At 63.3% G+C, this 25,426-nt stretch carries 26 protein-coding genes; 9 read left to right on the top strand and 17 right to left on the bottom strand.

The genetic code is table 11. The features are described 5' to 3' along the window. Positions 1–26: 26 nt before the first annotated feature. From C1A35_RS37035 to C1A35_RS05500, 4 genes are all read left to right on the top strand, one after another. Positions 27–158, top strand: a complete 132-nt coding sequence (locus C1A35_RS37035; protein WP_272939249.1) for a hypothetical protein — start codon at positions 27–29, stop codon at positions 156–158. Positions 159–341: 183 nt separating this feature from the next. Further along, positions 342–575: a hypothetical protein gene (locus tag C1A35_RS05510; RefSeq protein ID WP_104663317.1), complete on the top strand. Its 234-nt coding sequence runs from the start codon at positions 342–344 to the stop codon at positions 573–575. Between the two features lie 360 nt (positions 576–935). Then, a complete protein-coding gene (locus C1A35_RS37030) occupies positions 936–1,058 on the top strand; it encodes a hypothetical protein (RefSeq protein WP_255380501.1) in 123 nt (40 codons plus the stop codon). Between the two features lie 918 nt (positions 1,059–1,976). Next, the gene (locus C1A35_RS05500) at positions 1,977–2,276 is read left to right on the top strand and encodes a hypothetical protein (protein ID WP_158664976.1); all 300 of its coding nucleotides are present in this window, start codon (positions 1,977–1,979) and stop codon (positions 2,274–2,276) included. Positions 2,277–2,443: 167 nt separating this feature from the next. On the opposite strand, the gene C1A35_RS05495 is transcribed toward C1A35_RS05500, so the two are convergent. The 4 genes from C1A35_RS05495 to C1A35_RS05480 form a co-directional block, all read right to left on the bottom strand. Next, positions 2,444–3,238 (bottom strand): nucleotidyltransferase domain-containing protein, encoded by a 795-nt coding sequence (locus C1A35_RS05495; RefSeq protein WP_104663314.1) that lies wholly within the window; start codon positions 3,236–3,238, stop codon positions 2,444–2,446. Between the two features lie 82 nt (positions 3,239–3,320). Beyond that, on the bottom strand, positions 3,321–4,358 hold the full coding sequence (ftsZ, locus tag C1A35_RS05490; RefSeq protein ID WP_440271494.1) for a cell division protein FtsZ: 1,038 nt from the start codon (positions 4,356–4,358) through the stop codon (positions 3,321–3,323). Positions 4,359–4,817: 459 nt separating this feature from the next. Next, positions 4,818–5,426 carry a glutathione S-transferase family protein gene (locus C1A35_RS05485; RefSeq protein WP_104663313.1) on the bottom strand — a complete coding sequence of 203 codons (609 nt, stop codon included), beginning with the start codon at positions 5,424–5,426 and terminating at the stop codon, positions 4,818–4,820. A gap of 166 nt (positions 5,427–5,592) precedes the next feature. Then, positions 5,593–6,390 (bottom strand): phosphotransferase, encoded by a 798-nt coding sequence (locus C1A35_RS05480; RefSeq protein WP_158664975.1) that lies wholly within the window; start codon positions 6,388–6,390, stop codon positions 5,593–5,595. Positions 6,391–6,537: 147 nt separating this feature from the next. Between C1A35_RS05480 and C1A35_RS05475 the strand changes: the two genes are divergently transcribed. Beyond that, positions 6,538–6,834 (top strand): hypothetical protein, encoded by a 297-nt coding sequence (locus tag C1A35_RS05475; protein WP_104663311.1) that lies wholly within the window; start codon positions 6,538–6,540, stop codon positions 6,832–6,834. A gap of 15 nt (positions 6,835–6,849) precedes the next feature. On the opposite strand, the gene C1A35_RS05470 is transcribed toward C1A35_RS05475, so the two are convergent. The 4 genes from C1A35_RS05470 to C1A35_RS05455 all read right to left on the bottom strand — a co-directional run bounded on the left by C1A35_RS05470 (position 6,850) and on the right by C1A35_RS05455 (position 11,693). Next, complete coding sequence (locus C1A35_RS05470) at positions 6,850–7,884, bottom strand: ABC transporter ATP-binding protein (RefSeq protein WP_104663310.1); 1,035 nt, start codon at positions 7,882–7,884, stop codon at positions 6,850–6,852. Continuing rightward, on the bottom strand, positions 7,872–9,593 hold the full coding sequence (locus C1A35_RS05465; protein ID WP_104663462.1) for an ABC transporter permease: 1,722 nt from the start codon (positions 9,591–9,593) through the stop codon (positions 7,872–7,874). The genes C1A35_RS05470 and C1A35_RS05465 overlap by 13 nt, the downstream gene beginning before the upstream one ends. A gap of 71 nt (positions 9,594–9,664) precedes the next feature. After that, a complete protein-coding gene (locus C1A35_RS05460) occupies positions 9,665–10,645 on the bottom strand; it encodes an ABC transporter substrate-binding protein (protein WP_104663309.1) in 981 nt (326 codons plus the stop codon). 124 nt (positions 10,646–10,769) lie between these two features. Then, positions 10,770–11,693 carry a peptidoglycan-binding domain-containing protein gene (locus C1A35_RS05455; protein ID WP_104663308.1) on the bottom strand — a complete coding sequence of 308 codons (924 nt, stop codon included), beginning with the start codon at positions 11,691–11,693 and terminating at the stop codon, positions 10,770–10,772. Positions 11,694–11,983: 290 nt separating this feature from the next. Here C1A35_RS05455 and C1A35_RS05450 point away from each other — a divergent pair, with 290 nt between their 5' ends. Together C1A35_RS05450 and C1A35_RS05445 are read left to right on the top strand one after the other, a co-directional pair. Next, positions 11,984–12,451 carry a carboxymuconolactone decarboxylase family protein gene (locus tag C1A35_RS05450; protein ID WP_104663307.1) on the top strand — a complete coding sequence of 156 codons (468 nt, stop codon included), beginning with the start codon at positions 11,984–11,986 and terminating at the stop codon, positions 12,449–12,451. Next, positions 12,451–13,308: a sigma-70 family RNA polymerase sigma factor gene (locus tag C1A35_RS05445; RefSeq protein WP_104663306.1), complete on the top strand. Its 858-nt coding sequence runs from the start codon at positions 12,451–12,453 to the stop codon at positions 13,306–13,308. The genes C1A35_RS05450 and C1A35_RS05445 overlap by 1 nt, the downstream gene beginning before the upstream one ends. Before the next feature lie 33 nt (positions 13,309–13,341). Here C1A35_RS05445 and C1A35_RS05440 read toward each other — a convergent pair whose 3' ends face one another. Both C1A35_RS05440 and C1A35_RS05435 read right to left on the bottom strand, forming a co-directional pair. Further along, a complete protein-coding gene (locus tag C1A35_RS05440) occupies positions 13,342–13,920 on the bottom strand; it encodes a hypothetical protein (protein ID WP_104663305.1) in 579 nt (192 codons plus the stop codon). Positions 13,921–14,102: 182 nt separating this feature from the next. Further along, positions 14,103–14,525 carry a RidA family protein gene (locus C1A35_RS05435; RefSeq protein ID WP_104663304.1) on the bottom strand — a complete coding sequence of 141 codons (423 nt, stop codon included), beginning with the start codon at positions 14,523–14,525 and terminating at the stop codon, positions 14,103–14,105. Between the two features lie 169 nt (positions 14,526–14,694). Between C1A35_RS05435 and C1A35_RS05430 the strand changes: the two genes are divergently transcribed. Continuing rightward, positions 14,695–15,285 (top strand): TetR/AcrR family transcriptional regulator, encoded by a 591-nt coding sequence (locus tag C1A35_RS05430; protein WP_104663303.1) that lies wholly within the window; start codon positions 14,695–14,697, stop codon positions 15,283–15,285. A gap of 21 nt (positions 15,286–15,306) precedes the next feature. Here C1A35_RS05430 and C1A35_RS05425 read toward each other — a convergent pair whose 3' ends face one another. The 7 genes from C1A35_RS05425 to C1A35_RS05395 all read right to left on the bottom strand — a co-directional run bounded on the left by C1A35_RS05425 (position 15,307) and on the right by C1A35_RS05395 (position 24,075). Continuing rightward, positions 15,307–17,211: an adenylate/guanylate cyclase domain-containing protein gene (locus tag C1A35_RS05425; RefSeq protein ID WP_104663302.1), complete on the bottom strand. Its 1,905-nt coding sequence runs from the start codon at positions 17,209–17,211 to the stop codon at positions 15,307–15,309. A 145-nt stretch (positions 17,212–17,356) separates the two neighbouring features. Then, positions 17,357–17,965, bottom strand: coding sequence for a deaminase (locus C1A35_RS05420; protein ID WP_104663301.1), 609 nt, complete (start codon positions 17,963–17,965; stop codon positions 17,357–17,359). A 136-nt stretch (positions 17,966–18,101) separates the two neighbouring features. Continuing rightward, positions 18,102–19,613, bottom strand: a complete 1,512-nt coding sequence (locus tag C1A35_RS05415; protein ID WP_104663300.1) for a nucleobase:cation symporter-2 family protein — start codon at positions 19,611–19,613, stop codon at positions 18,102–18,104. A 293-nt stretch (positions 19,614–19,906) separates the two neighbouring features. Next, a complete protein-coding gene (locus tag C1A35_RS05410) occupies positions 19,907–20,245 on the bottom strand; it encodes a hypothetical protein (protein ID WP_104663299.1) in 339 nt (112 codons plus the stop codon). Positions 20,246–20,404: 159 nt separating this feature from the next. Continuing rightward, positions 20,405–21,043, bottom strand: a complete 639-nt coding sequence (locus C1A35_RS05405) for a glutathione S-transferase family protein (RefSeq protein ID WP_104663298.1) — start codon at positions 21,041–21,043, stop codon at positions 20,405–20,407. A 179-nt stretch (positions 21,044–21,222) separates the two neighbouring features. After that, positions 21,223–21,570: a hypothetical protein gene (locus C1A35_RS05400; protein ID WP_104663297.1), complete on the bottom strand. Its 348-nt coding sequence runs from the start codon at positions 21,568–21,570 to the stop codon at positions 21,223–21,225. Positions 21,571–21,639: 69 nt separating this feature from the next. After that, the gene (locus C1A35_RS05395) at positions 21,640–24,075 is read right to left on the bottom strand and encodes an arylsulfatase (RefSeq protein WP_104663296.1); all 2,436 of its coding nucleotides are present in this window, start codon (positions 24,073–24,075) and stop codon (positions 21,640–21,642) included. A 308-nt stretch (positions 24,076–24,383) separates the two neighbouring features. On the opposite strand from C1A35_RS05395, the gene C1A35_RS05390 reads away from it, so the two are divergent. After that, positions 24,384–25,397: an aldo/keto reductase gene (locus C1A35_RS05390; RefSeq protein WP_104663295.1), complete on the top strand. Its 1,014-nt coding sequence runs from the start codon at positions 24,384–24,386 to the stop codon at positions 25,395–25,397. Positions 25,398–25,426: the final 29 nt, after the last annotated feature.

The following is a 25,426-nucleotide window of genomic DNA, read 5'->3' as shown; positions in this document are numbered from 1 at the left end:
GAGCCACGCAGAAGGAGCGCTGAGCGATGGATAACAATCACCTTTGGTACTGTCTCACCGGCACGAAGGACACCAACACCGGCATGCTTCGCTTCCTGCTCGCCGTCGGCGCGTTCATCGTGCTGTTCGGCAGCCTCTTCTGGATCCTCGGCCGCTAGCCCCCGGGCCGATGGCCCGGCCGGCCATCGCACGTCCCTCCCAAGCCATTCGTAACCATCCCTGGATTTCGCGGCCCGTAACCCCGCCGAAATACGGCAAGTGCCGTATGTCGCCTCCGCGCCGATGCGGCTAGGCCTGAGCGTGCCGCGCGTGTCGCGTGGTTCAAACCGAGGAGACGATCCATGAAAACCATTCTTGCCGCAGCGGCTGCGTTCGCCTTCGCGACCTCCGTCTTCGCCGCCGCGCCATCGGCACCAGTCGAAAGCAAGACCGTTCAGAAGGCCGGGATTCTGATCGAATTGGCCAAGGGGCCAAACCGGAACGCCGCCACCAGCACGAGCCGAAACGACAGCAAGAGCCGCGAGCGCAACAAGGGCTCCACCAAGGACGGAAGATCGGTGTTCACCGGCAAATAAGCTTTGGTCCGGGTGGCATCAGCCGCCCACCACCGTCAAGATCGTGCCTGCGTCGCGGTGCATGACGTCAGCCTTGCCGACCGGCTGAAAATGTCGGGCGGCAGGGCGACAGCGGCAGGGTTTCCTTGGCTTCACGCCGGTGCCACCCCCTGACGTACCGGTGGGCGCGCAGCTCAAAGCTGCATTGGCCGCCGTCTTCCCGCTGTCCCCGCGGGAACAAGAACCGCCCTCATCCATTTGCTAGAACGGGTCAACGAAAGGCCAAAGGCCTTTCACCGGGAAGCATCTGATTTCCGGATCGAAAACCGCCTGGCGCAACGAAGGGTCAAGCCGGGCAACAAGGAAGTCGGAGCAACGCCCATGCGTATCATCCTCGTAGCCCTCGTCGCCTCGGTCATGAGCATCCTGGTGTTCAAATATGCCGACCATTCGCTCGGCAATACGCAAATCGTCGCGACCGCCGAACAGCTCGCCGCGCTCTAGGACGAGCGCCACGGCCAGTCCTGCAATCTCGGCAGAACCTCCACCGCCTGCACCAATCTGCGCCATGTCCCAACCGGCGAACTCCACCACGGTTGCGAGACTGGGCCGATGGGGCGAAAGTGCCTTTCCCGCCGCTGCCCTGTTCACCTGCGACGCCCCCGTTTCGCTCTTCGTCGATCCGTCTGGACGGGCAGAGATTGCAGGCCAAATCGGGTGCGATCGATACGCATTCCGCCCGTCGGCGCGCAGTCGACATCAGCAGTTTGCCCGCCCGTCGCCCCCGCCCTGAAAGAGACACGCAAACGGACGAGGACGGCACGAACACGACAACCTCTGATACTATCCTGCCCGCCCGAAGGAGACCGACTCCGGCATGCTCCGTTTCCTGCTGGTGGTCACCGCATTCGTCGTGGTCTCCATCAGTCCGCTTTTGATCACAAGCCTTTGGAACGCCGTGCCTCCGGACGGAGATGCGAAGCGGGTTCTAAAACCATGTTTCTACGGCATCTTTCGGCGTTGAGCGATCCCACTGTACACCGGATGCCCGCAACCGGACAAAACTTGTCACGAACGGGACCGGCGCCTTCCGCTTCCGGTCCCAGTCTACCCGTCCGGCCGGAGCAGAATTGGTAACGACCAATTTCGCAACCTCTAATAGACGGCGAACGATCGGAGAACGGTCCGAGCACGAAAGCGGTTTTTGTCTAACCTCCTCCCCCAAATGGGGGAGGAACATTCCATGAATCCGATCGAAGCGAGGACGCACATCTTGCTAGTCCTTAAAGTTGCACTACATAGGCAAGGATAACAATTTATACGATTGAATAAATGAACCTTCGTCTCGTCGCCGGCGGTATGTTTGCCGCCCTCTTGTGCGCAGTCGCCATCGTCATGTTCGCGCCGCGAACGGAGCAATCCATGAGTTATTCCAAGTACGAGTGGGCGCTGTCCGCGCTGCGCAAGCGCCCGGGCGCGCAGCGGCAATATGTAGAGGCATGCGTGTCGGAGTACCTGCCCGACCTAAAGGACGATGCGCTTGAGGGAACGCCCTATTCCAGCCGGAAGGAAATGGCGGAGGACGTCTGCCGGCGCTACTTCAAAGTGTTCATCGATGGCAGGCTGACCTTCGCCGAGTTCAACCGCTCGATCTACGAGGATCTTCCATTCTCGGTGGTCGAGGAAGCTGAGCGCCGGGAGCCACGCACGCCGCGGGACTGAGGCTCCCCCTCGGCGCCCGCCATACGCTTTGCCTCATCCGGCATTTCGCAGCCGCAAACCCTGCCGCCGCCACCGCAAAGAAGTTCCGGCCTTCCTCGCCGTGATGTCGTGGCAGCTCGACCCCTCAACGTATCTCGACGGCGGCCGCCTCCCGCAAGGCGATGCATTCATCCCGCGAGGTTGCCGGAGCGCCGGGCGCCCGGCGGCGCCGTCCGTCGGTCGCCGGCAAACAACGGTCCACCATGGGGCGCCAGTTCATCCTCGGCCAGCCGGATCAGATCTGCCGCCTCTCCCGCGCCGGCGTGGCGCAACGCCGTGTCGAAGCGCTCGGCAAGGACCGTGTCCATCCGTCGGATCAGCCGCGGCAGCCACTTACCACGGCCCGACCAATGCCCGCGGCCCCTGAGCATCAGGTCGGCGAGCGGCCGCATCAGTTCGGCGGCAATGGCGCGGACCTCGGCGGCCGGGCGCGGATCGCGCAGATCGTCGACCAGATCGGTGATCTGGTAGCGAAGTCCGTCGCGGATCTCCGGCGTCAGCGGCGCCGGCCCCTGTTCCAGGCGCCGCTGCGCCTCGGCCTGAAGCGCTTCGGCGCGCACGGGCTCAGGGCCGATCGCCACCCCGCCTGCAAGCATGTGCGGGAGCACCGGGCAACCGCCTGCCATATCCTGGTCGGCAAACCAGTTGAGCGTCTCGAAGTCGTGCACGAAGGCCTCGATCGGAAATCCGTCGAAATGGAAGCTTTCCCGCCAGGCGGCCGGCAGGGCCTCGTAGAGCACCACCAGGTCGATATCCGAGGTCTCCGTGCCCTCGCCGCGCAGGATCGAGCCCGCAACGATTGCAAAGATCGCCTGCGGAAAGCGTTCGGCAAGCACCGCTTCAGCCGCCGTCACCGCCCTCGCTGCACGGTCGTCGGCGGCACGCTCTGCCGTCACGCCGGTGTTTCCGGTCTCCTCGCTCATTCAAGCCTCCATACGCGAGGACCCTCCCGATATGGCGTCATCACATCGGGCGGGTCCTTGAAGCAGGCGATGGATGCGAGCGCTATTGCAGCGTGCGGGTCGGTGCCGGCGCCGGCTGGGCGACCGCGGCACCGGCCGGGTTGTTGGCCGCCGAACGCGCGCCGTCGAGGCCGGTCGCGACGACGGAGACGCGGAACGTGCCATCGAGTGTGCGGTCGAAGATCGAGCCGACGACGATGTCGGCCTCGTCATAGACCTCCTCGCGGATGCGGGTCGCGGCTTCGTCGACCTCGAACAGCGTCATGTCCATGCCGCCGGAAATCGAGATCAGCACGCCGCGGGCGCCGCGCATCGACACTTCGTCGAGCAGCGGATTGGCGATCGCCGCTTCCGCGGCCTTCAGCGCCCGGCCCTCGCCGGTCGCCTCGCCGGTGCCCATCATGGCGCGCCCCATGCCCTTCATGACCGACTTCACGTCGGCGAAGTCCAGGTTGATCAGGCCTTCCTTGACGATCAGGTCGGTGATGCAGCCGACGCCGGAATAGAGCACCCGGTCGGCGATCACGAAGGCATCGGCAAAGGTGGTCTTGGCATCGGCGATGCGGAAGAGGTTCTGGTTGGGGATGACGATGACGGTATCAGCCGCCTCGCGCAGCCGCTCGATGCCCTGCTCGGCCGTCTCCATGCGGCGCTTGCCCTCGAAGCTGAAGGGCTTGGTAACGACGCCGACCGTCAGGATGCCGGCCTTGCGCGCCGCTGCCGCGATAACCGGTGCCGCACCCGTGCCCGTGCCGCCGCCCATGCCGGCGGTGACGAAGCACATATGGGTGCCGCCGAGGTGATCCATGATCTCGTCGATCGATTCTTCCGCCGCCGCCCGGCCGACATCCGGCAGCGAGCCGGCGCCGAGGCCTTCGGTGACGGCAGCGCCGAGCTGGATGATGCGCGACGACTTCGACATGGCGAGTGCCTGCGCGTCGGTGTTGGCGACCACGAAATCGACGCCCTGAAGCCCTTCGTTGATCATGTTGTTGATGGCGTTGCCGCCACCACCGCCGACCCCGATGACGGTGATCTTCGGGCGCATTTCGGTGATCGTGGGCTTCTTGAAATCGGTCATGGCTTTGTCTCCTAGAGCCAACGCCGGAGGGCGTCAGCGGCGGGCGAATCGGGCAGCTTGTATTTTAGGAATTGAAAAAAGCCATGGAGAAGGCAAGGAAAAAGGACGGGATGCCTATCCACATATGAATTTTAGCGGGTCCGCAAAGGCAGGAAACGCGCCATCGGAGTTCCGCGACCGAACGGAGAAATATGTCTGAAAATCAAGGCCATAGGAAGTATCAGCCCCTCACCCTAACCCTCTCCCCGCAGGCGGGGAGAGGGGACGAGGACCACGGCCGCGTCACGACGTTCCGCCATTAGCGCAAGCCGCAGCGACCACGGGCGGACATTGTGGCGAGCGGCCACCGCGAGTCACCTTCTCCCCGTCAAAACGGGGAGAAGGTGGCCGGCAGGCCGGATGAGGGGCTAATCCTGCCACCCGAATACGGGCCAGGAATGCCCCTCACCTGACCAATCCTCAAACCTCGAAGCTCGGCCGCGAGCGCACTCGCTCCAGCCAGCGCTGGACGTTCTTCGCCGACGTCGGGATTTCCATGCCGAAGACGTCGCAGAGCCAGGCGGTGACGCCGGCCGTGATGTCGGCGATCGAGAATTGGTCGCCGGCGAGGAATAGCCGACCATCCGAAAGCTCGTCGTCGAGCCAGCCCCACTTCTTCGGCACCGCCACGCGCTCGGTCTCGGCAAAGGCCGGAAACTGCGTCAGCCGCTCGGCAAAGAAGGCGTCCGAATGCAGCGCCACATTGCCGACGGTGCCGAGGATCACCAGTTCGGCGCGCCGGTTCCACATCTCCACCTTGGCGCGGCTGACGGCATCATGGCCGAAGAGCTGCGGCTCGCGCTTGGTCTCCTCGAGATAGCGGCAGATCGCGACGCTCTCGGTAATGATCGTGCCGTCGTCGAGTTCCAGCACCGGAATCTGGCCGAGCGAATTGACCGCCAGGAACGCGCGAGCCTTGTGCTCGCCCTTGGCGAAATCGACATCCACCATCGGCAGCGAAATCCCCTTCTCCGCCATGAAGATACGCACGCGATAGGAATTCGGGCCCATGCCCTGATAAAGCTTCATCTTGTCCTCCTGTCGATGAGGCGCCCTCGCCTCGTTCCTCCTCAACCGCGTCTTAAGCGGGATACTGATTGTTTATAGCAACCAGTTTCATTTAACTCAATGGTTTATTTCGAGACGTGGCAAATCTTTTCGCTGAGTACCATGGCGCGTGCACCCGCCGTGGCCGCTAGGAAATGTTCCGCGACAGCAATGCCCTGTGGCGCTCGAAGGCGTCCCGCTCTCGCATCCAATGGTCGAGATGCCCGTCCTGCTTCAGTCGCTCGGTCGCAGGCAGGCCGATCATTGCCAGCATCGCCGCCTCGTCGCCCATATGCCGAAGCACATCGGCAACCATCGCAAGCAGCGCTTCGTCGCAGGCAAGACCATAGGTCGCGCACAGTCGTTTCAGCCGCCGGCTGCCATCGCCGAGATCCGTCAGCGCCGCTGCCTTCAGCTCTTCGGAATGGAAGGAAAGCGGCACCGTCCAATAGGCAAGATAGGCAAGGTCGCGCAGCCGCGGCCCGGGACCGGCGAGATCGAAGTCGATGATCCCCGCCGGCGCGCCGGCGCGGAAAATCAGATTGTACGGCGCAAAATCATTGTGGCAGACGACCTCCCAGCGGCGGCGATCCGGATATCGGAAGGCCCAGCGATCCTCAGCGCCGAACTCGAATTCGGCGACCGCGTCATGATAGGCCTTCAGCAGCGCCGCGGCGGCCACCAGCGCATCCTCGGAAAGCCAGGTCCCCGAAGACACCCCGGCATCGCCTTCGACGAAACTCAGGACCTCGCGGCCTTGCCCGTCAAGGCCAAGGAAGCGCGGCGAGCCCGCAAACCCCTTTGCCTCGAGATGAAGGAGCAGCCGGTGAACGCTTGCGCTGTGCGGGCTCGTGGCGCGTCGCACCGTATCGCCCACGCGCACGACGTCCACGTTGACGTTCCCGCCCGCAAGCGGCGTTTCCTGTGTCGGCGTTTCGGAAATCATCAAACCGTTCGAGGCTGGAGGCGAATTCAGGCTGAACATCGGCTGCAGACCGCCCCCTGTCAACGAAGCCGTCGCATCGGCGGCGCGGCTGATCCGTCTTGAATCCGCCGGGCGATCATGCTTGCCTCTCGGAAAAGGAGCCTTGCCATGTTCGTCCGATCCGCCGTCTGCTGCCTCGCCCTCCTCCTTGCCGCCGGCCAGGCCGCTGCAGCGCTTGCGCCGAACTTTCAGCGCGCCCGCGAACTGAACGCCGTCATCAACGCGGTCGCCGTCGCCGTTCCCAAGCACCCCATCGACAAGGTCATCAGCCAGGGCCGCGACCGCTATGCGGTCGTCGCCGGCACGTGCACCGTCATTGCAAGGATCGTCGGCCTGCCGTCGAAACCCGGGATCGTCGGCCCGCGCCAGTTCGAGGTCGAACTCGACAAGCCCGATTGTGATTGAGCCCATCACGCGACGCTACAACCGCCATCCCTGGCTCACCACGAAGCGCGCCGTATCCCCCGGCCCTATCGCGCTATCGCCATAGGCCTTCAGCGCCTGGCCGTCGGGCAGCGCCAGCGTCAGGGCAAAGCGCTCACCCTCGAAGACGCAGGACATGACGCGAAGCGCCATGCCCTCGCCGTCGCGGCGCACATGTTCCGGCCGCACCAGAACGTCGCGCAAGGGCTGGGTATCTGCCCCGCCAACACCGCTCAAAGCCTCGCGCAGCGCCGGCCATTCCAGCCCCCGCGGCGCGCCATCCGGCACGGCCAGTTTCAGCACCGCGCCGCGGCCGATCAGGCCGCCGACGACGGCGCCTTCGGGCCTTGCGTAGATTTCGGCGGGCGGCGCCATCTGCATCAGCCGCCCTTCGTGCATGACCGCGACATCGGTCGCAAGCGCCATCGCCTCGGCCTGGTCGTGGGTCACATAGATCATGGTGGCGCCCGAGCGCTCGTGGAAGATGCGGAAGGTCTCCTCCATCGACTTGCGCAGATGCTGGTCGAGATTGGCGAGCGGCTCGTCGAGCAGCACGACATCGGGCGAGGTCACCAGGCAGCGGGCGAGCGCCACGCGCTGGCGCTGGCCGCCGGAAAGCGCTGCCGGACGCCGATCGGCGTAATCGGTCAGCTTCACCAGCGCCAGCGCGTCGGCGACGCTTCTTTGCCACGCAGACCCCGAAATGCCGCGCACCTTCAAGGGATAACCGACATTTTCGGCGACCGTCATATGCGGCCAGAGCGCATAGGACTGGAACACCATCGCCATGTTGCGCCGCTCCGGCGGCAGCGCCAGCGAGGCATCGGAAAGCCGCCTCTCGCCGAAATCGATCGAGCCGTCGCTCGGGCGCTCGAAGCCGGCGATCATCCTGAGCACCGTCGTCTTGCCGCAGCCGGACGGCCCGAGCAGCGCGAGAAAGCCGCCCGGACGCACCTTAAGCGACACGTCCGACACCGCCGGCCGCCCGCCGCCGAAATCCTTGGAGAGGTGATTGAGGATCAGTTGCGCCACGGCAGCACGCCTTTCGGAAGATAGTTTGCGAGAGCCTCGAGCGCGGCCATCAGGAGGACGACCATGACGACCACGAGGACCGAGAGTGCTGCGGCAAGGTCCGACGAGCCGCTGTCGTCGAGATTGAAGATGGCAACGCCGAGCGTCTGGGTACCGGCCGACCAGAGCAGCGCCGAGACCGTCAGCTCGTTGGCCGCGATCAGGAAGACGAGGATGATCGCAGCCCCGGCTGCCGGTGCCACCAGGGGCAGGATCACGTCCCGCATGCGGCGCAGGAACCCGGCACCCGCAAGCCGCGCTGCCTCTTCGAGCGACGGGTCCATCTGCAGGAAGGCGCTCATCACCGGCTTCAGGCTGACGGCGAGGAACGAGGAGAAATAGGCAATCAGGATGATCCAGATCGTGCCGTAGAGCGAGACGTTGAGAACGGGCAGAGGTGCCGCGAAGGTCAGGATGAAGGCGACCGCAAGCACGATGCCCGGCAGCGCATAGGGGATCTCGACGAGGATGCCGAGGGTGTTCGCCAGCCACCCCTTGCGCCGGGTCATCAGATAGGCCGCCGGCACCGCGACCGCGAGCAGACCGAATGCGGCACTGGTGGCAAGGAACACCGAATTGCCCAGTGCCTTCAGCGTCATTGCCTGGCGAATGAGAATTTCTTCGTAAGCGCGCAGCGACACGGTTTGCCAGTTGAGCGGCACGCCATAGGCCGGCACCAGCGAACTCGCGACGAGGGCGGCGAGCGGCGCCACCAGCACGAGGAAGAGGATCGCGACCAGCACCAGTTCGACGAACGGTCGGAAGCGCCCGAGCGAAAAGGCGGCATTCCCCCCGGAGAGACCGATGATGCGGTAGTCCCTCCCCGCAAGCGCCCGCTGCTGCAGCAAGAGGCCGGCGGCGGCGATCACGGCAATGAGGCTGGAGAGAAGCGCGATCTCGCCGAAGGTGCCGGCGCCGAAGCTCGCGAGCCGCGTATAGATCAGCGTCGGCAGCACCTCGATCCCCGCGGGAATGCCGAGGATCGCCGGGATGCCGAAATTGCCAACGCCGGAAACAAACGCGATCGCGGCCCCGGCAATCAACCCCGGCAGCGAGAGCGGCGCGACGATGTCGCAAAAGACGCGGAACGGCGTGGCGCCCGAGAGCCGTGCCGCCTCGACACCATCACGCGGCGAGGCCGATAGGCCTGCCTTCAGCGCCAGGAAAACGAGCGGCGCATGCTGCACGCCAAGAAGCAGCGAGATGCCCATGAGCGAATAGAGCGGCTGCGGGCTGCCGAGCGGCGGCGCAAGCCCGAGCGTCTTTAGCAGCGGGCTTGCCGGCCCGGTCATCTCCACCCAGGCAAGGGCCGTCACCTGCGGCGGGATCATCATCGGCAGCATGAAGGCGAAGCTCAGCGCCAGCTTGCCGCGCACATCCGTCAGCGCCACCGAGAAGGCAAAGAGCGCGCCGATGACGACGGAGACGACCATGCCGCCCGTCGCCGTGATCAGCGTGTTGCGGATGGCGGCGAAGGTCGCGGGTTCGGTGAGCACGCCGATCGACCGGCCGGAGACGAGGCCAGCAAAGCCGGCTTTGGCCAGGCTGAAGAGCGGAAGGAGGCAGAGGAGAAACAGGCAGCCGAGAACGAAGGGCACCAGCCAGCGCGGCTCGGCAGCGGGGCTCGCCCCTGCCCGCACCCCTGCCCGCGATCGCGGCGCGCTCTTCATCCGGCTTCGAATGGGAAAGCGCAGCCAGCGGTGCCGGCTGCGCAGATCGTTGCGTTCAAGCATTTATGCGATCAGTTCGTGCCGAAGATGCCGGAGAAGGTTTTCAGGTCCGCGTCGGAATTTTTCACGGCCTCGGCAGCGTTCACCGGCAGCACCTTGATCGTCTCGCGGGCGGGATAGCCCGCAGGCAGCGCCACGCCGTTGCGGGCCGGGATATAACCCATCTTCACCGCCGTCTTCTGCCCTTCCTCGGAAAGCAGGAAGTCGACGAACTTCTTCGCAGCCTCGACGTTCTTGGCGGTCTTCAGGATGCCGACCGGCTCGGTCACGGCGGACACGCCCTCGGCCGGGAAGACGAATTCCACCGGCGCGCCCTTGGCCTTCTCGCGGATCGCCATGAAGTCGACGAGCATGCCATAGGCCTTCTCGCCGGTTGCGACCGCCTTCAAGACGCCGCCATTGCCGCCGGCGGCCGTCGCGCCGTTGGCCGCGAGCGCCTTGTAGTAGTCCCAGCCGAGGCCGTCGATGCCGGTCAGCGTTTGCGCATGGATCAGCGCCGCGCCCGACGTCAGCGGGCTCGGCATGGTGACGAGGCCCTTGGCTTCCGCCTTGCCAAGATCCTGCCAGCCCTGAGGCTTCATGGCGGCCGAGGTGTTGTAGACGATGCCGGTCGTGATCATCTTGGTGGAGTAATAGGCTCCGTCGGCGTCATAGAGTGCGGCGTCGTAGTTCGCCGCTTCCGGCGACTTGTAGCCTTCGAGGTGGCCCGCTTCCTTCAGCCGCTGCATCGTCACCGTGTCGGCAATCAGCAGCACGTCGGCAACCGGATTGCCGGCCTCGATCTCGGCCATCAGCTTGGCCATGATCTTCGTCGTGCCCTCGCGCACCCATTCGACCTCGATGCCGGGATTGGCCGCCTGGAACGCGTCGACCGTCGCCTGCGCGTCCTCGTTCGGCTGGCTGGTGTAAAGAACCAGGCTCTCGGCATAGGCCGCGGTCGAAAGCAGGCCCGCGACAACCGCGCCGGCAAGGACGGAAACGAACGATTTCATGAGTAATACCCTCGTGTTGAAACTGGCGCCGAGGGATAGGGCCGGCCTTTTACAGGGGTATGACAGTTTCGCAGGTCAATCGCTGGCTCGACAGACCAGCCCCCCAAGAAGGAAGGCAAGCGGCTCACTGGGAGGGTGAGGACGTAATGTTGCGGTAGTGGACATAGGCCCTCGCCACGGCAGAGAGGAATTCGCGGTCCCGATGGCCATTGTAGTCGTAGATTCTGAAGACCCTCGCGAAATTTCGCGCGGCCCGCTCAGACTTCGGTCCGAACTTGTTGTCCAGTTCGCCGTGATAGAAGCCCAGATGGGCGAGATACTTCTGCAGCAGGTCGACGTCACCAGCGGCAGATTCGAGCATCAACCTGTCAAATTCCTGCTCGACGTAAAGCGACAGACCGTGATCGCTCTTCTTGTTCACGATGGTTAGCTGATATCCCAAATTCGCTGCAGCGATGAAGGTGTTCAACGCGTTCAGGATGAGATTGTAGTCGATGGGCCTGCCGCCGACGGGCAAGAGAGCCAGATTGAGGGACAGCATCATCGAGGCTATCCTGGACTTCATGTGAAATGGACTGCTGAGCGAGTATTCCAGCACCTCGAAGAGACAACCATCCCCCACATAATCCTGGGACGGATCAAGAACCTTTCTGAGATAGTCCTCGTCCACGCCGGTTATCAGGTTGTTTTCGCCGTAGCGGAGACGCCCCCTCTCCTCGTCGCTCCCGTCGGTGACGGCAACAACGTGAAGCGCCTCCACGGCCAGCTCCCTGATGGCGATCCCGATGCGCCGCATGAGGACCGTGGCCAGGACGGCCTCGACAGCGGTTTTCTCCATGCCGTGCCTGGGCACCACCGGGCCGAGATAGCCGTCGAGCTTGCCGAACGATACGTCGACCTCCCCCTGCAGCTTGCCATACCAACTCGGAGACTGCGCGGTCAGAACAAAACTACGATCTTCAAGCTTCCTCCAAAGAGAGGAAACATCATTTATCGTTATGTCAAACACATACGGCAAGTCCAGCGCAGCATTTAGCTCTTCCGGCAATGCTTCCTCCCTGAAGAATGCTGTTCGTGACGTAATGTAGTGGAAATACAGCCCCCATATTCACATATTATATTTCTAACATATAGTCATCTTAACGGATTAGAGCCGTACCAAATCGGATCAATTGATGATTTGAACACGAACGGCCAGGCAATACTTTTGGCACACTTGGCAGCCGATATGTGCCAAACCGATCGACGGCGGCATCTTCCAAAAAAATTTCGGCCCGATGTCACACCGGCTCCTGCTGTCTCGTCATGGTCTCGGAACCAACGAAAGGAAACGGAACCATGACTGCCAAGATCGACCTTTTCGCCGCTGCCCCCGCACTGATGAAGAACTGGATGGGCACCTCCATCGCCGTTGCCTCAAGCCTTGACGCCACCATCATCGAGCTCGTCAAGATCCGTGCCTCGCAGATCAACGGCTGCGCCAACTGCATCAACATGCACACCCAGGAAGCCCGCGAAAAGGGCGAGACCGAGCAGCGCATCTACCTGCTTTCGGCCTGGCGCGAGGCGCCCTGCTATTCCGATCGCGAGCGCGCCGCGCTAGGCTGGACCGAAGCGCTGACGCGGCTTTCGGAAGGCCACACCCACGAAGCGGCCTATCAGGCGCTGAAGGACCATTTCACCGAGGAGGAACAGGTGAAGCTCACGCTGATGATCAACGTCATCAACGGCTGGAACCGTCTCGCCGTCGGCTTCGGCCTCTGGATCGATCCGGCCGCCGCCAAAGCCGCGCAGGCCGCTGCCTGATGACGGGCAGCGCCCATGAGGACGCCGCGGCGGTTTTCGATCCGCTGCGTCCGAAGCTCGTCCGTGTCGCCTACCGCATGCTCGGCTCGGTCGCCGATGCGGAAGACATGGTGCAGGAGGCCTTCATCCGCTGGATGGGGGCCGACCGCACGTCCGTGCGCGAGCCCGAAGCGTTCCTGCGCCGCACGGTGACGAGGCTCTGCCTCGACCAGTTGAAATCCGCGCGGCTGAAGCGCGAGACCTATGTCGGCCCCTGGCTTCCCGATCCCGTCGTCGAGGAGGAGCCGGAGGACGACGTCACCCTGCCCCTGATGCTGGCGCTCGAACGGCTGTCGCCGCTGGAGCGTGCCGCCTTCCTGCTGCACGACGTCTTCGGCCAGAGTTTCGACGAGGTGGCGAAAACGATCGAGCGCGACGCCGCCGCCTGCCGCCAGCTCGCCGCCCGCGCCCGCACCCATGTGCGCGAGGAACGGCCTCGCTTCCAGGTCGAGCAGCAGCGCGGGCTGGAACTCGCCAACGCGTTCTTCGCGGCGTCGAGAAGCGGCGACATGAAGACGCTCGGCGCCATGCTCGCAGCCGATGTCAGCGTGCATTCCGACGGCGGCGGCAAGCGCCCGGCCGCCCTGCAACCGATCCTCGGCTTCGACGCCGTGATGAAGGTGCACGCGCAACTGGCCGCCCTCTTTGCCAAAAACGGCTCGACGCTCGTGCGCGCCGGCTTCATCAATGGGCTCCCCGGCTTCATCACGCGGGAAGCCGATGGCGAACTGCAGACGACCGCGCTCGAAATCGAGGACGGCAAGGTCGTGGCGATCTACGTGGTGCGCAACCCGGACAAGCTGGCGCATCTGCATTAGGCGTGAGCTGTCGCAACCTGCTGCTTCGCGTCCTCAATTTTCGGAGCGCAGGCCCTCGACATAGACACCGAGATTGGTGCCCTTACCGCTGACAAAAACGTGTCCGCCCGGATGAAGCTCCTGCCTGAACTCGTCCGATACTCGACAGAGACTGTTGAAGAGGAACGAAATGTCTTGCAACTCGATGGGAGAGCGGCATCGACTGGTGCCGTGTCGTTTCGCGTCTGCCACGGTAAAAGGGAGCTCGACCTGTTTCCCCGCGATCAAGGCAAGGATCATCGGAACGGCAAACACGACGATGTTTTTCCCCGTATAGTAACCGTAGAAGCCGTAGAGTGGAGCGGCGAAAATCACGATCAGCCTCTTGGTCTCGCTGCCTCGAATCCGGTATTTGCTTTTGTAAATGAGCCACAGGAATCCGGCGGCGACAATCAGGCCAACCGCGCCCCCTGGAAGCTCTGATGTGGCGATCCATTCAATCGACGGCAGGAATGGATATCCGAGCATTTTCGCCCAAAGTGGCAGCCAGCCGAGTAGCATCAGGAGAGTAGCCAGGTAGCGCGCCGGACCAGGCAGTTTCTGCTGCGGCGTCTCACCGTTCACATCGCCCATAGAGCCACACCGTCGCGTCCAAAGAGGTTCAATCCTTTCTTTGGCATACCGAAGGTTGTGGTTTCAAGAGCGCTGACCATAGGGCGATCGGCTTGCTGCCAATCTATTTAGCGTGCTGTGCGGAGCGGGAGGGCACCGCGTCCCACGCGACATCCTCCAACGCTCCAAATGCCTACCAGGCGCTAAGCCGCCCGCCCCCGCTCGGCACCACCCGCCTCCGGAATCCGCGCGATCACCTTGATCTCGAAATCGAAGCCGGCGAGCCAATTGACGCCGATGGCGGTCCAGTTGGGATAGGGCTTTTCGGAAAAGACGCGGTCCTTGACCGCCAGGATCGTTTCGAATTGGTTCTCCGGATCGGTGTGGAAGCTTGTCACGTCGACGATATCGTCGAAGGTGGCGCCGGCGGCCTTCAGCGTCGCTTCGAGATTGTCAAAGGCGCGCTCCACCTGGCGGGCGAAATCCGGCTCGGGCGTGCCATCCTCGCGGCTGCCGACCTGGCCGGAAACGAACAGCAGATCGCCGGAGCGGATGGCGGCGGAATAACGGTGCTGCTCGTAGAGCGCGTGGCGGTTTGCCGGAAAGATTGCGTTGCGTTTGGTCATCGGTCTGGTCCTTCTCTTAAATTCAGGGCGCAGAAACGGGCGAGCGCTGCCCGGTCAGGCAGAACTTCACAAAACCCGTTTCATTTGATATACGGCGCGTATCTGAGATAATGAAATACGGAACGTATGTCAACTTCATATACGTTGCGTATATGAAGTTGAGGCAATCATGGCCAGAAGCCGCCAGGAGACGATGGAAGAAAACCGCGTGAAGCTGATCGCGGCCGGCCGCAAGGCATTCGCGGAAAAGGGCTATGCGGCGGCCTCGATGGATGAGCTGACCGCCGATGTCGGGCTGACCCGCGGCGCGCTCTACCACAATTTCGGCGACAAGCGCGGGCTGCTTGCCGCCGTCGTCACCGAGATCGATGGCGAGATGGCGGCGCGCGCCAAGCAGATCGCTTCCAGCGCCGGGGATCCCTGGCAGTGCATGCTTGCCGAAGGATCCGCCTATATCGAGATGGCGCTCGACCCGGAGGTTCAGCGCATCGTGCTGCTCGATGGCCCCTCGGTGCTTGGCGACCCCTCGAAATGGCCAAGCCAGAACAGCTGCCTTCAGGCAACGAAACGCTCGGTGGAGCAACTGCTGGCAGAAGGCGTCCTGAAACCGGTCGATGCCGAAGCAGCGGCCCGCCTCCTAAGTGGGGCTGCCCTCAATGCCGCCCTCTGGGTCGCCGCCAGCGACGATCCCAAGGTCGTGCTGCCGAAGGCGATCGACGCCTTCAAGACGCTGACCTCGGGGCTGCTGGCCGATCGCTGACGAGACCGCAGCGACGGAAAACTAGGCCCACTTCCCGCCGACCAGCTCCCAGAGATCGATCCCCGCAGCCCGCCCCTTCACGTGCACCATCCCCATGGAGCGGAAGGCGAAACCGTCGGCGACGGCAGCCTGCACCGCGCCGCTCACCAGGATCGAGGTGTTGAACTCCTTGTTCAATCCTTCAAGCCGCGAGGCGACGTTGATCGTGTCGCCCATGGCCGTGTACTGCTGGCGCGCGATCGCGCCGAAACTGCCGACGACCGCCGGCCCCGTATGGACGCCAAACCGCGTGAACAGTTCCGGACGGCCGCTTTTGCGGTTGGTCTCGTTCAGACGATCCACCGCCGCCTTCATCGCAAGCGCGCAATGACAGCCATTTTCGATGTGCTGCGGATCGGCAACGGGCGCGTTCCAGATGACGAAGATGCTGTCGCCGAGATACTGGATCACCGTGCCGCGATACTCTTCGGCCACCGTGTTCAGCATCTCGAAATAGGCCGAGAGGATATCGACGACCTCCTCCGGTGAATGCTGTTCGGAAATGGTCGTGAAGTCGCGCACGTCGGTAAAAAGCGCCGTCACCTCCTGCCGCTTGCCTCGCACCGCCGCCCCGCCCTCGGGATCGATGATCCGCCGCACCACTTCGCGCGGCACGTAGAGGGCAAATTGCACGATGGCACGACGGCTGGCGGAAAGCGCGCCGCCAAGCGTGTTGATCTCCGTGATCCAGGAATGCGGGGCGTCGTTGCCGGCAAAATTCAGGTCGCCGATCCGCCGCGCCTCGTCGGCAAGATGATAGAGCTTGCGGCTGATCACGCGGGACAGCATGAGCGAGCCGACGACACCCGCCACCAGCAGGCCCGCGGCAATCATGAGGTTGCGCACCAACAGCCGATTTGCCTGCGCCACGAGGTCCTGCAGCGGCACGACGATGGCGACCGAACTGCCCTTGAACAGACCGGCCGGGCTGACTGGAGCAATCTGCACCAGATAGCGTTCGCCGGCGAAATCCGTTTCGGCCAGACCGCCACGCTGATAACCGGGCTCCTTTCGCAGCCGGGCGACGACGTCTAGGCTCGGGTCGAGGCGGCGCATGTCGCCCGCGCCTGCTCCCGACCACGCGCCGAGGATCGTGCTCATCACCGCCTGATCGGAATGCGCCACGAGGTTGTCGTCGCTGCCGACGATGTAGGACCGGGCGCGCGGCGAAATCTGCCGCGCGTCGAGCAGGCGGCTGACGGTCTGCAGGTGGATATTGGTGCCGACGACGATCCCCTCCTGCCCCTTCAGCGGAGAAGCGAGCGCCAGCGTCGGAACCTTGAGCGTGCCCGTGATATAGGGCCCGACGGAAACCATGCCGCCGCTCCTGACCGCCGCCTGATACCAGGGGCTCTGTCGCGGGTCGAAGCTCGTCTTTTCGAACGGCCGTTCCCCGATCTGGCGCGCCGCGCCGTCAAGGAAGCGGAGCGTCGAGACCGTGCCTGCGGTTTGTCCAGGCGCGAGCAGCCGGACGGCGAACGCGGTGCCCACTGGCGCTTCAAGCGTCTGGCGGACATAGTCCCGCTCAGTATTGATCACCTGCAGGTAGGAACCATCGGGGTAGCCGGCATAGATGCTGGCCGCGTTGGAGACGCTTCTGAGCGCTTCCAGGAAAAACTGCACCTTCGGCTCCAGGTCGCCGGGCGGCGCAATGGCAAGCTGCGGCACGGTGGAAGCAAGCGCGACGGCCTCCTGGCCGCCCTCGAGCGCGTTCCTGTAGCCCTCGATGAGGCGCAGGCTCATCTCACGCATGTGCTTCTCGCCGGCAAGGATCGCCGCCTGTCGCCCCTGGCTGAACGCCATCCAGATGATCGGTGTGGCCGTCAGCAGCAGCAGGGCGACGACGAGCACGCTGAGATGCACTCTGAGAGGCCTGGACCAGTTCACGCAATTCCCCCGAACCGCGACCGTATGCAGGCGAGCCTAGCACCTGCCTTCATGAGGAGGAATGCATATTCCTTCAAGGAAAAGGCCATTTCACGCTCCGTCGGAGAATGAAATGGCCGCTCTTGGCAGGTCTAGGAACGAAGCGTCAGTTCAGCGGAATGGCGTTGCCGTCCTTGCTGTCCTGGTAGGCGGAGGAGAGTTCGTCATACTTCGCCCGGATGGCGTCGGCGCGCGCCTTCAGCGCCTTGCGCTGCGGCTCGGGCAGAGCGTCGATCAGCGCATGAATCGACTGGCCCTTCCAGAAGGCGTTCGTCCGGTTGTAGCCACCCGGCTCCAGCGTGAAGACCTCTTTCAGGATCTTGAGGTCATGCGGAATGGAGAAACTGTCGCGGGAATCCTCGTGGCTGAAGAAGTAGAAGAAATTGTCGAAGCCTGCCCAGGTGATCGCCGAAAGGCACATCGAGCACGGCTCGTGCGTCGACAGGAAGATGAGGTCGCGGCTGTCCGGGCGCTCGGTGCCCTCGATCTCGTAGAACCGCTTCAGCGTGTGCACTTCGCCGTGCCAGAGCGGGTTTTCCGTCTCGTTGTTGGTCTCGACGAGCACGGTGGAAAGGTCGGATTTGCGCATCAGCGCCGCGCCGAAGATCTTGTTTCCGGCGGCAACGCCCGCTTCCGTCGCCGGAATGATGCCCTTCTCCATCGTGCCAAGCAGAGCATCGAGCAGTGCATAGTTGTCGGTTTGCTGTGTCGTCATTCCCAATGTCCTTTTGTTGGGTTTTCAATCAACGCCAGGAAAAACAGGAAGCGGCTTCCTGCCCGGAATGGCGGGGCAATCAAGCAATCCCAGGAAATGCAGTCTGGGATTGCGTCATTTCAGAGAGCTTGCCGGTTCAGTGCGCCTCCGCCGCAATCAGCGGCACCTCGGTGCCCTTGGCATCGTAAAGCTTGCCGTTGAGGAAATAGTCGCCGTCGTGCAGCCTTGCGATGTCCTGGTAGCGGATCGTGCGTTCGGTTGCAGCCACAAACACAGACTGCTGGTCGGAATTGCCTGCGGTGAAGTGGTTGAAGAGCAGGTTGAGCAGGATCGCCATGACGGCCGCCGACGAGATGCCCGAATGGAAGATCGTCGCCACCCAGGCCGGGAAATGCTCGTAGAAGCCGGGTGCTGCGATCGGGATCATGCCGAAGCCGATCGAGGTCGCGACGATGACGAGGTTCATGTTGTTGTTGTACTCGACCTTGGACAGCGTGCGGATGCCGCTGGCCGCGACCGTGCCGAAGAGCACGATGCCGGCGCCGCCAAGCACCGAGGTCGGCACCGAGGCGACGACGCGTCCCATGATCGGAAGCAGGCCGAGCGTCACCAGGAACAGGCCGCCCGTTGCGACCACATAGCGGCTCTTCACGCCGGTCACCGCCACCAGACCGACATTCTGGGCGAATGCGCTCTGGGTGAAGGAGCCGACGATCGGTGCCAGGATGCTCGACAGCATGTCGGCACGAAGGCCGTCGCCAAGCCGGCGCGAATCCACCTTGGTCTCGACGATTTCGCCGACGGCGAGAATGTCGGCAGACGTTTCCACCAAGGTCACCATGATGACGATCAGCATCGAGATGATGGCAGCAAGCTCGAAGGTCGGATAGCCGAAATGGAAGATCCTCGGCAATGCGAAGACCGGGCCATCAGCAACTTGCGAGAAATCGGTCATGCCGGCGACATAGGCGATGCCGGTGCCGATCACGATCGACAGCAGGATCGAAAGCCTGGAGATCGAAGCGTTGCCGAGTTTGCTCAAGACCAGCACGATGATGAGCGTGACCGCCGCAAGCTGGATGTTGGCCGTGCTGCCGAAGTCTGGCGCCGCCTTGTTGCCGCCCATCGCCCAGAATGCCGCAACCGGCATCAGCGTCAGGCCGATGGTGGTGATGACGATGCCGGTGACGAGCGGCGGGAAGAAGCGGGTGATGCGCGAAAACACCGGCGTGATCAGAAGGCCGATCAATGAGGCCGCGATGACGGCACCAAGGATCGCCGGAATGCCACCATTGCCGGAAATGGCGATCATCGTGGCGACGCCTGAGAACGAGACGCCCTGCACCAGCGGCAGGCGGCTTCCGAAGAACGGCACGCCGATCGTCTGCAGGATGGTCGCAAGGCCGCCGGCAAACAGCGAGGCGGTGACGAGCAGGCCGACATCGGACGAGTTCAACCCGGCCGCCTGGCCGAGGATCAGCGGAACGGCGACGATGCCGCCATACATGGTCAAGACGTGCTGCAGGCCATAGGCGAGGTTCGCGCCGATGCTCAGCCTTTCGTCTTCCGGATTTTGGACCGGATTCTGGGCCAGATTCTGGGTATGCGTAGTGTCCTCTGAAATGCTTGCCAAGGGTATCTCCTCCATACCTTCGCGATATGTCCCGTCTCCAGCGGGACAACCAAAAGGGTACTGAAGGTAGGCAAATCTCGCTTTCCTAAAAAAGGCGAAACACCTTTCGGGTTTTGGGCGGGAATGGGCGGAGCGGAAATATCTGCCGCAATCGGCCCTTTTTAAGCGGTTTCCAGCGCTTTCAGCCGCAAAATCCGATTGCCAGGGGGCAATCTCCCCACGGGCGGGCCGTTCAAAGGAGAGCAGAGATCATCACATTGCGCAATGGTCGCGGCATTGGCCAGCACCCATATGGACGCGACTGCCCCCTAGAGGCTGCAGCCCGGATGTTTGTAGAGATCGGCTTGCGACAGATCCGGCGGGCATGGCGTGCTCTTGCCGGTGCCCTGGCCGCAGGCTGAAGGTTTGATCTGCGAGATCGCCGAGTAGCGCCCCTGGGAAACATGCACCCGGACGCAAGTCTTGGTGCCGGCATTCCACCAGGTATTGGCGCCACCGACGTCGACATAGCCCCTGGACTGCATCTCGCTCTCGGCACCGGGCGCGCGTGCGCCGACGAGATCGGCGATATCGGCCGGCGATTTGGCAAGGGTTGATGTCGGAAGGGAAAGCAAGGCTGCAGCGGTGATCGCGATGCTGAGACGCATAGGACGAATTCCTTCTGGGCAGGAAGAGCCTGTTCGCATGCTAGCGCGACTGTTTTAGCAGAGGAGAAAATGGATGGCGAGAACGATCACGCAACCCACGAATGCACAGCAACGGCCGCCTGCCGTCGCCTCGGCCCGACGGCAGGCAAAGGCGGCCCTTCAAGTTGATATCGGCGGCAGCTCGGGCGCATCAAGCCCGCGGAAGGGATCGCGCCAGGCCTCGATCTGCTCGAGCCGCCTCGCCCAGCGCGCAAGGGCCGGATAGTCCCCGATCGGCAGCCGTGCGGCGTCGTTGTAGGGCAGGAACGTCGCCATGCGGAAATCCGCATAGGAAATGGTGTCGCCGAGCAGCCAAGCCCGTCCGGAGAGCTCGGCCTCAAGCACCTTTGCCGCCTTGTGAAACGCCTTCAGCCCCTCCTCCACCATCGCTTCATCGCAAGGGCCGATGCGGTAGCGCAGCTTGGTGCCGCGCTCCCAATGCACCATGTCGCAGGCTTTCACGAAGTTCTCCTTGCCCCAGCTGATCCAGCGGATCATCTCCGGCTCATCGTCATCGCTTCTCCACAAGTTGGAGCCGACCTGGCGAGAGAGAAAGCAGGCGATCGCATCCGCCTCCCAGAGCGCCCTGCCGGGACGTTCGAGGATCGGCAAAAGCAGATTGGGGTTGAGCAGCCGATAACGCTCCGCCTGCCCCTCGGCGAACGGCGCGGCAAATTCGAAGTCGACCTCGGCATTCAGAAACCGCGCCGTTGCGACGGCCAGGCGCGGATTGGGGTTGCGGCTGAAATAAAGCTTCATGCGGCTTGGTCCTCCTTGTGCACGTCCTTAAGGACGTACGAAGGCTGCCTTTGCCGACAGCGAGCGAGATAAAATCGACCGCCGCTCTGGAGAATGTCGCGCAAAAGCGCGCGACAACGACATGCGCCAAATCAATAACTTGAAACGCACGGAGCGAACCTGAACGATCGCGACGCGCTCTAGGTGGCGCCGGGCTTGTTGCGACCGCGCCAGAGCAAGGCCGTCAGCACGGCATGAACCGCAACCGCGGGCCACAGAAGCAGGCCGGTGGAACCATCAGTCAGTCCCAGCCAGGCCAGATAGAGCGTGGCTGCCGCACTGTAGATCAGCATGCCGAGGAAACCTGAGTTCTTGAAGCAGGCTACGGCGAGCGCAATCAGGGCAATCCCGGCCACCCGCGCCGTCGGGACCGCAGGCCCGGTCAGTCCTTCGCCGAGCAGTACCTCCCCCACGAACGAAGGCACCACCACCAGCGCGAGCCCTGTTGCCATCTCCCCGAAGGCGGCGAGATCAAGCACGCGTGTCATGGGAACCACCTCTGCCAGCCTTTGCGTCCAATCCTTGCGATGCATGGGCGCGAGAGCGTCCCGCTCTCTCTAGGGTGTTGCGTTTGGCTTCAATTCGAAAGTCAGCTTCTCGATCTTGCCGGTGAAGCGGAAGGGCGTGTCGTAGCGGTGCTCCAGAAGGGCGACGCCGGTGCGCGTGTCGAGACCGACGTCGAAGGTCTCATCCTCGGGGAAAGTGACCGGGATCCCATGATCGATGCTGTTCCTGGCGACCTCCTTGCCGTCCACCGACAGAACGCCCGTGCCGCCGGCGCCAAGTCCCTTTCCATCCGACTTGAAGTCGAAGACGATCCTGTGTTTGCCGGGTTCGAGTTCCGGTCCCTCCCACAGGGTGCGCTTGAGGTCGAGGAGATTGTAGAGGAACACGACCTTCCCGCTGCCGACACCGAAGTCTCCCTTGCTGAGGAAGAGGCCGTAGCCGCCAAAGCGGCCGCCTTCGGTGACGATCATGCCTTGCGCACCGTCGTCGGGTATCACGACATCGGCAGTGATCGTATAGGATTTGTTCAAGGTGCTCGGTGCTGCGCTGGCCGGCACACCGCTCAGCTCTCCGCGATAGGTGAACTCCGTACGGCCGGCCGTCAGGTTCGGTCGCGGCGCGTTCCAGCGTGCGAGCGTCGAATTGTCGAGCGGCAGCACGTTGTACTTCTTCGCCTCGGCATAGAAGAGATCCTGCAATTCCTTCAGCTTGTCAGGCATTTTGGCGGCAAGATCGTTGAACTGCGTCGGGTCTTCGTCGACGTTGTAAAGCTCCCAATTGTAGCCGGTGATCACGTCGGGTGGCGTCTTGGTGCTGAGTTCCCACGGCAGTGTGGCGGGCGTCGTCGCGGCGACCCAGCCGTCGTGGTAGATCGCGCGGTTTCCCAGCATCTCGAAGTACTGCGTCTGGTGTTGCGTCGGGGCTGCGGCATTCGCCTTGTCCCATGTGTAGGCCATGCTGACGCCTTCGATCGCCTCCTGCTTGATGCCGTTGATCGTCTCCGGTTGCGGGATGCCCGTCGCCTCCAGGATCGTCGGCACGATGTCGATGAAGTGGTGGAACTGCGCGCGGATACCGCCCGCGTCGTTGATATGGCCGGGCCAGGACATGACCATGCCCTGCGCCGTCCCGCCGAAGTGCGATGGCACCTGCTTGACCCACTTGAACGGTGTCCCCATCGCCCAGGCCCAGCCGGCTGCGAAATGCGGGAATGTCCGCTCCGAACCCCAGAACGGGTACCAGAGAAACTGGTCCTTCACCGGAACGTCGACGCCGTTGAACGTGGTGAACTCATTCGGCGTGCCGTTGAGCATGCCCTCGGCGCTCGCCCCGTTGTCGCCGCCAATGTAGATGATCAGGGTATTGTCGATCTGTCCAAGGTCATCAACCGCCTGGATGACGCGACCGATCTCGTTGTCGGCATAGGCAAGGTAGGCGCCGTATACATCGGCCTGCCGGATGAACAGTTTCTTCGCCTCCAAACTGAGGGAATCCCATTGCGGCAAGCCCTCCGGCCATGGCGTGAGCTTCGCGTTTTCAGGCATGATGCCGAGCCGCTTCTGATTGGCGAAGATCGTCTCGCGCACCTTGTTCCAGCCCTCGTCGAAGAGGTGCATGTCGCTGATCTTCTTGATCCATTCGGGCGTCGGGTGGTGCGGCGCGTGGGTGGCACCGGGCACGTAATAGACGAACCAGGGCTTGCCGGGGGCGATCTCGCTCAGTTGCCTGATGTGCTGGATCGCCTCGTCGGCCATGGCCGTTTCCATGTTCCATTTGGGATTGCCTTCAAACGGATAGATGGCAGTGGTGTTGCGGAACAGGTTCGGCTGCCACTGGCTCGCATCGCCGCCGACGAAGCCGTAGAAGTAGTCGAAGCCCATGCCCGTCGGCCACTGGTTGAAGGGGCCGGCCTGGCTCGATTGGTAGGACGGCGTGTTGTGGTTCTTGCCGAACCACGCGGTGGCGTAGCCATTTTCCTTGAGGATCGTGCCAACAGTGCCTTTCTCGATCGGAATGATTGAATCGTAGCCCGGGTATCCGGTCGCGATCTCCCCGACGACCCCATAGCCGACCGAATGGTGGTTGCGTCCGGTGATCAGCGCTGCGCGAGACGGCGAGCACAGGGACGTCGAGTGAAAGTTCGTGAAGCGAAGCCCCTCTTTCGCGATGCGGTCCATCGCGGGCGTCGGGATGACACCGCCGAAGGTGCTGGGCGCGCCGAAGCCCTGATCGTCCGTCATGATGAGAAGCACATTGGGCGCGCCTTTCGGCGGCACGACCCGCGGAGCCCACCAGGGCGTCGATTCCGAGGCCTTTTCCCTGATCACGCCGCCAAAGCCCGGACTTGGTGACGGAAGCTGCTTACCTGTAATTGTCGTGGTCGCTCCCGGGGCGCCGAGCGTCCCTGAAACCTGCTGTGCCCATGCGGACGTAAAACCAAGCGCGAAGAAGGCTGCACCCGCAAGCATGCTCTGGCCAATGGTCATGGCGAACACCCCTATTGCAGATCGTTGAAACCCCTCCGATTTAGGGTAGCCTAATATACGCAAACCAGACCCGACACGCGAGGGATTTGCGACCGGCGCTGTCCGTCCGATCGATCGCGGACGGTCCGGCCGACGGACGCCCGGATCACTTCGCCAGGCATTCGGCTCTGAAACGTCGCATCTGTGAATTCGTTTCCCATATCCTGCGAAGCGTAGCCGACTACCGGGCATCCGCTCGCTGACCTATTTCTCCAGACAACGGCGATGCACCGCATCGCCTGCCCCATCGATCAGCAAAGGACAGGACAATGACACTCAAGGACATTCTCCCCGGAAAGCTTGGCTTCGGCGCCGCGCCGCTCGGCAACATGTTCCGTGAAATTCCGGAACAGGAAGCGCTTGGCACCGTCGAAGCCGCCTGGAAAGACGGCATCCGCTATTTCGACAACGCCCCATTCTATGGCGCAGGGCTTGCCGAAATCCGCATGGGCGAGGCGCTTGGCGGTCGCCCGCGCGACGAATACGTCATCAGCACCAAGGTCGGCCGGGTGATCCTCGACGAGATCGAGGATGTCAGCGCCCGCGACCTCGGCGAGAAAGGCGACGTCTTCCGCTATGGCCGCCCCAACAAGATCGTCAACGACTACTCCCATGACGCGACGCTGCGCTCGATCGAGGACAGCCTCAAGCGCCTGAAGACCGATCGGATCGAGATCGCCTTCGTCCACGACGTTGCCCAGGATTTCTACGGCGACGAATGGCTCGATGTCTTCGAGACCGCACGCAAGGGCGCATTCAGGGCGCTGGACCGGCTGCGCGACGAAGGCGTGATCAAGGCCTGGGGCCTCGGCGTCAACCGGGTGGAGCCGATCGAATTGCTCTTGGCGCTCGAAGGTCCGCGCCCCGACGGCTTCCTGCTCGCCGGCCGCTATACGCTGCTGGACCATGACCGCGCGCTCCAGCGTGTCATGCCCGCGGTCGCCGAGCGCGGCCTCGGCATCGTCGTCGGCGGCCCCTATAGCTCCGGCGCGCTCGTCGGCGGACCGAACTTCGAATATGCCCCGGCCACGCCGGCAATCCTCGACAAGGTCGCGCGCATCAAGGCGATCGCCGACTGCTACAGCATCTCGATGAAGGCCGCCGGCCTGCAATTTGCGCTCGCCAATCCCGCGGTCGCCGCCGTCATCCCCGGCGCCAGCCAGCCGAGCCGCATCGCCGAAGACCGCGCTGCTTTGAACGAGACCGTGCCGGACGACTTCTGGCGGGACTTGAAGTTAGCCGGTCTCGTGAACCCCGAAGCGCCGCTGCCGATTGCCGGGTAAGCACTCACCTCCCCGCCCGTCCCAGCGGG

Source organism: Ensifer adhaerens, assembly GCF_002940685.1.
GTDB lineage: Bacteria > Pseudomonadota > Alphaproteobacteria > Rhizobiales > Rhizobiaceae > Ensifer > Ensifer adhaerens_E.
The sequence above is the reverse complement of the archived record's forward strand: the minus strand, read 5'-3'. Positions and strand labels throughout refer to the sequence as shown.

What these genes read in the sequence shown, in the direction of transcription:
- C1A35_RS05460 (WP_104663309.1), bottom strand. Translation starts at nt 10,645, where the DNA reads ATGAAATCGTTCGTTTCCGTCCTTGCCGGCGCGGTTGTCGCGGGCCTG.
- C1A35_RS05395 (WP_104663296.1), bottom strand. Translation starts at nt 24,075, where the DNA reads ATGACCATTGGCCAGAGCATGCTTGCGGGTGCAGCCTTCTTCGCGCTT.
- C1A35_RS05480 (WP_158664975.1), bottom strand. Translation starts at nt 6,390, where the DNA reads ATGATTTCCGAAACGCCGACACAGGAAACGCCGCTTGCGGGCGGGAAC.
- C1A35_RS05495 (WP_104663314.1), bottom strand. Translation starts at nt 3,238, where the DNA reads ATGAGCGAGGAGACCGGAAACACCGGCGTGACGGCAGAGCGTGCCGCC.
- C1A35_RS05475 (WP_104663311.1), top strand. Translation starts at nt 6,538, where the DNA reads ATGTTCGTCCGATCCGCCGTCTGCTGCCTCGCCCTCCTCCTTGCCGCC.
- C1A35_RS05410 (WP_104663299.1), bottom strand. Translation starts at nt 20,245, where the DNA reads ATGCGTCTCAGCATCGCGATCACCGCTGCAGCCTTGCTTTCCCTTCCG.
- C1A35_RS05440 (WP_104663305.1), bottom strand. Translation starts at nt 13,920, where the DNA reads ATGGGCGATGTGAACGGTGAGACGCCGCAGCAGAAACTGCCTGGTCCG.
- C1A35_RS05390 (WP_104663295.1), top strand. Translation starts at nt 24,384, where the DNA reads ATGACACTCAAGGACATTCTCCCCGGAAAGCTTGGCTTCGGCGCCGCG.
- C1A35_RS05420 (WP_104663301.1), bottom strand. Translation starts at nt 17,965, where the DNA reads ATGACGACACAGCAAACCGACAACTATGCACTGCTCGATGCTCTGCTT.
- C1A35_RS05485 (WP_104663313.1), bottom strand. Translation starts at nt 5,426, where the DNA reads ATGAAGCTTTATCAGGGCATGGGCCCGAATTCCTATCGCGTGCGTATC.
- C1A35_RS05445 (WP_104663306.1), top strand. Translation starts at nt 12,451, where the DNA reads ATGACGGGCAGCGCCCATGAGGACGCCGCGGCGGTTTTCGATCCGCTG.
- C1A35_RS05415 (WP_104663300.1), bottom strand. Translation starts at nt 19,613, where the DNA reads ATGGAGGAGATACCCTTGGCAAGCATTTCAGAGGACACTACGCATACC.
- C1A35_RS37035 (WP_272939249.1), top strand. Translation starts at nt 27, where the DNA reads ATGGATAACAATCACCTTTGGTACTGTCTCACCGGCACGAAGGACACC.
- C1A35_RS05465 (WP_104663462.1), bottom strand. Translation starts at nt 9,593, where the DNA reads ATGAAGAGCGCGCCGCGATCGCGGGCAGGGGTGCGGGCAGGGGCGAGC.
- C1A35_RS05450 (WP_104663307.1), top strand. Translation starts at nt 11,984, where the DNA reads ATGACTGCCAAGATCGACCTTTTCGCCGCTGCCCCCGCACTGATGAAG.
- C1A35_RS05510 (WP_104663317.1), top strand. Translation starts at nt 342, where the DNA reads ATGAAAACCATTCTTGCCGCAGCGGCTGCGTTCGCCTTCGCGACCTCC.
- C1A35_RS05435 (WP_104663304.1), bottom strand. Translation starts at nt 14,525, where the DNA reads ATGACCAAACGCAACGCAATCTTTCCGGCAAACCGCCACGCGCTCTAC.
- C1A35_RS05430 (WP_104663303.1), top strand. Translation starts at nt 14,695, where the DNA reads ATGGCCAGAAGCCGCCAGGAGACGATGGAAGAAAACCGCGTGAAGCTG.
- C1A35_RS05500 (WP_158664976.1), top strand. Translation starts at nt 1,977, where the DNA reads ATGAGTTATTCCAAGTACGAGTGGGCGCTGTCCGCGCTGCGCAAGCGC.
- ftsZ (WP_440271494.1), bottom strand. Translation starts at nt 4,358, where the DNA reads ATGACCGATTTCAAGAAGCCCACGATCACCGAAATGCGCCCGAAGATC.
- C1A35_RS05400 (WP_104663297.1), bottom strand. Translation starts at nt 21,570, where the DNA reads ATGACACGCGTGCTTGATCTCGCCGCCTTCGGGGAGATGGCAACAGGG.
- C1A35_RS05405 (WP_104663298.1), bottom strand. Translation starts at nt 21,043, where the DNA reads ATGAAGCTTTATTTCAGCCGCAACCCCAATCCGCGCCTGGCCGTCGCA.
- C1A35_RS37030 (WP_255380501.1), top strand. Translation starts at nt 936, where the DNA reads ATGCGTATCATCCTCGTAGCCCTCGTCGCCTCGGTCATGAGCATCCTG.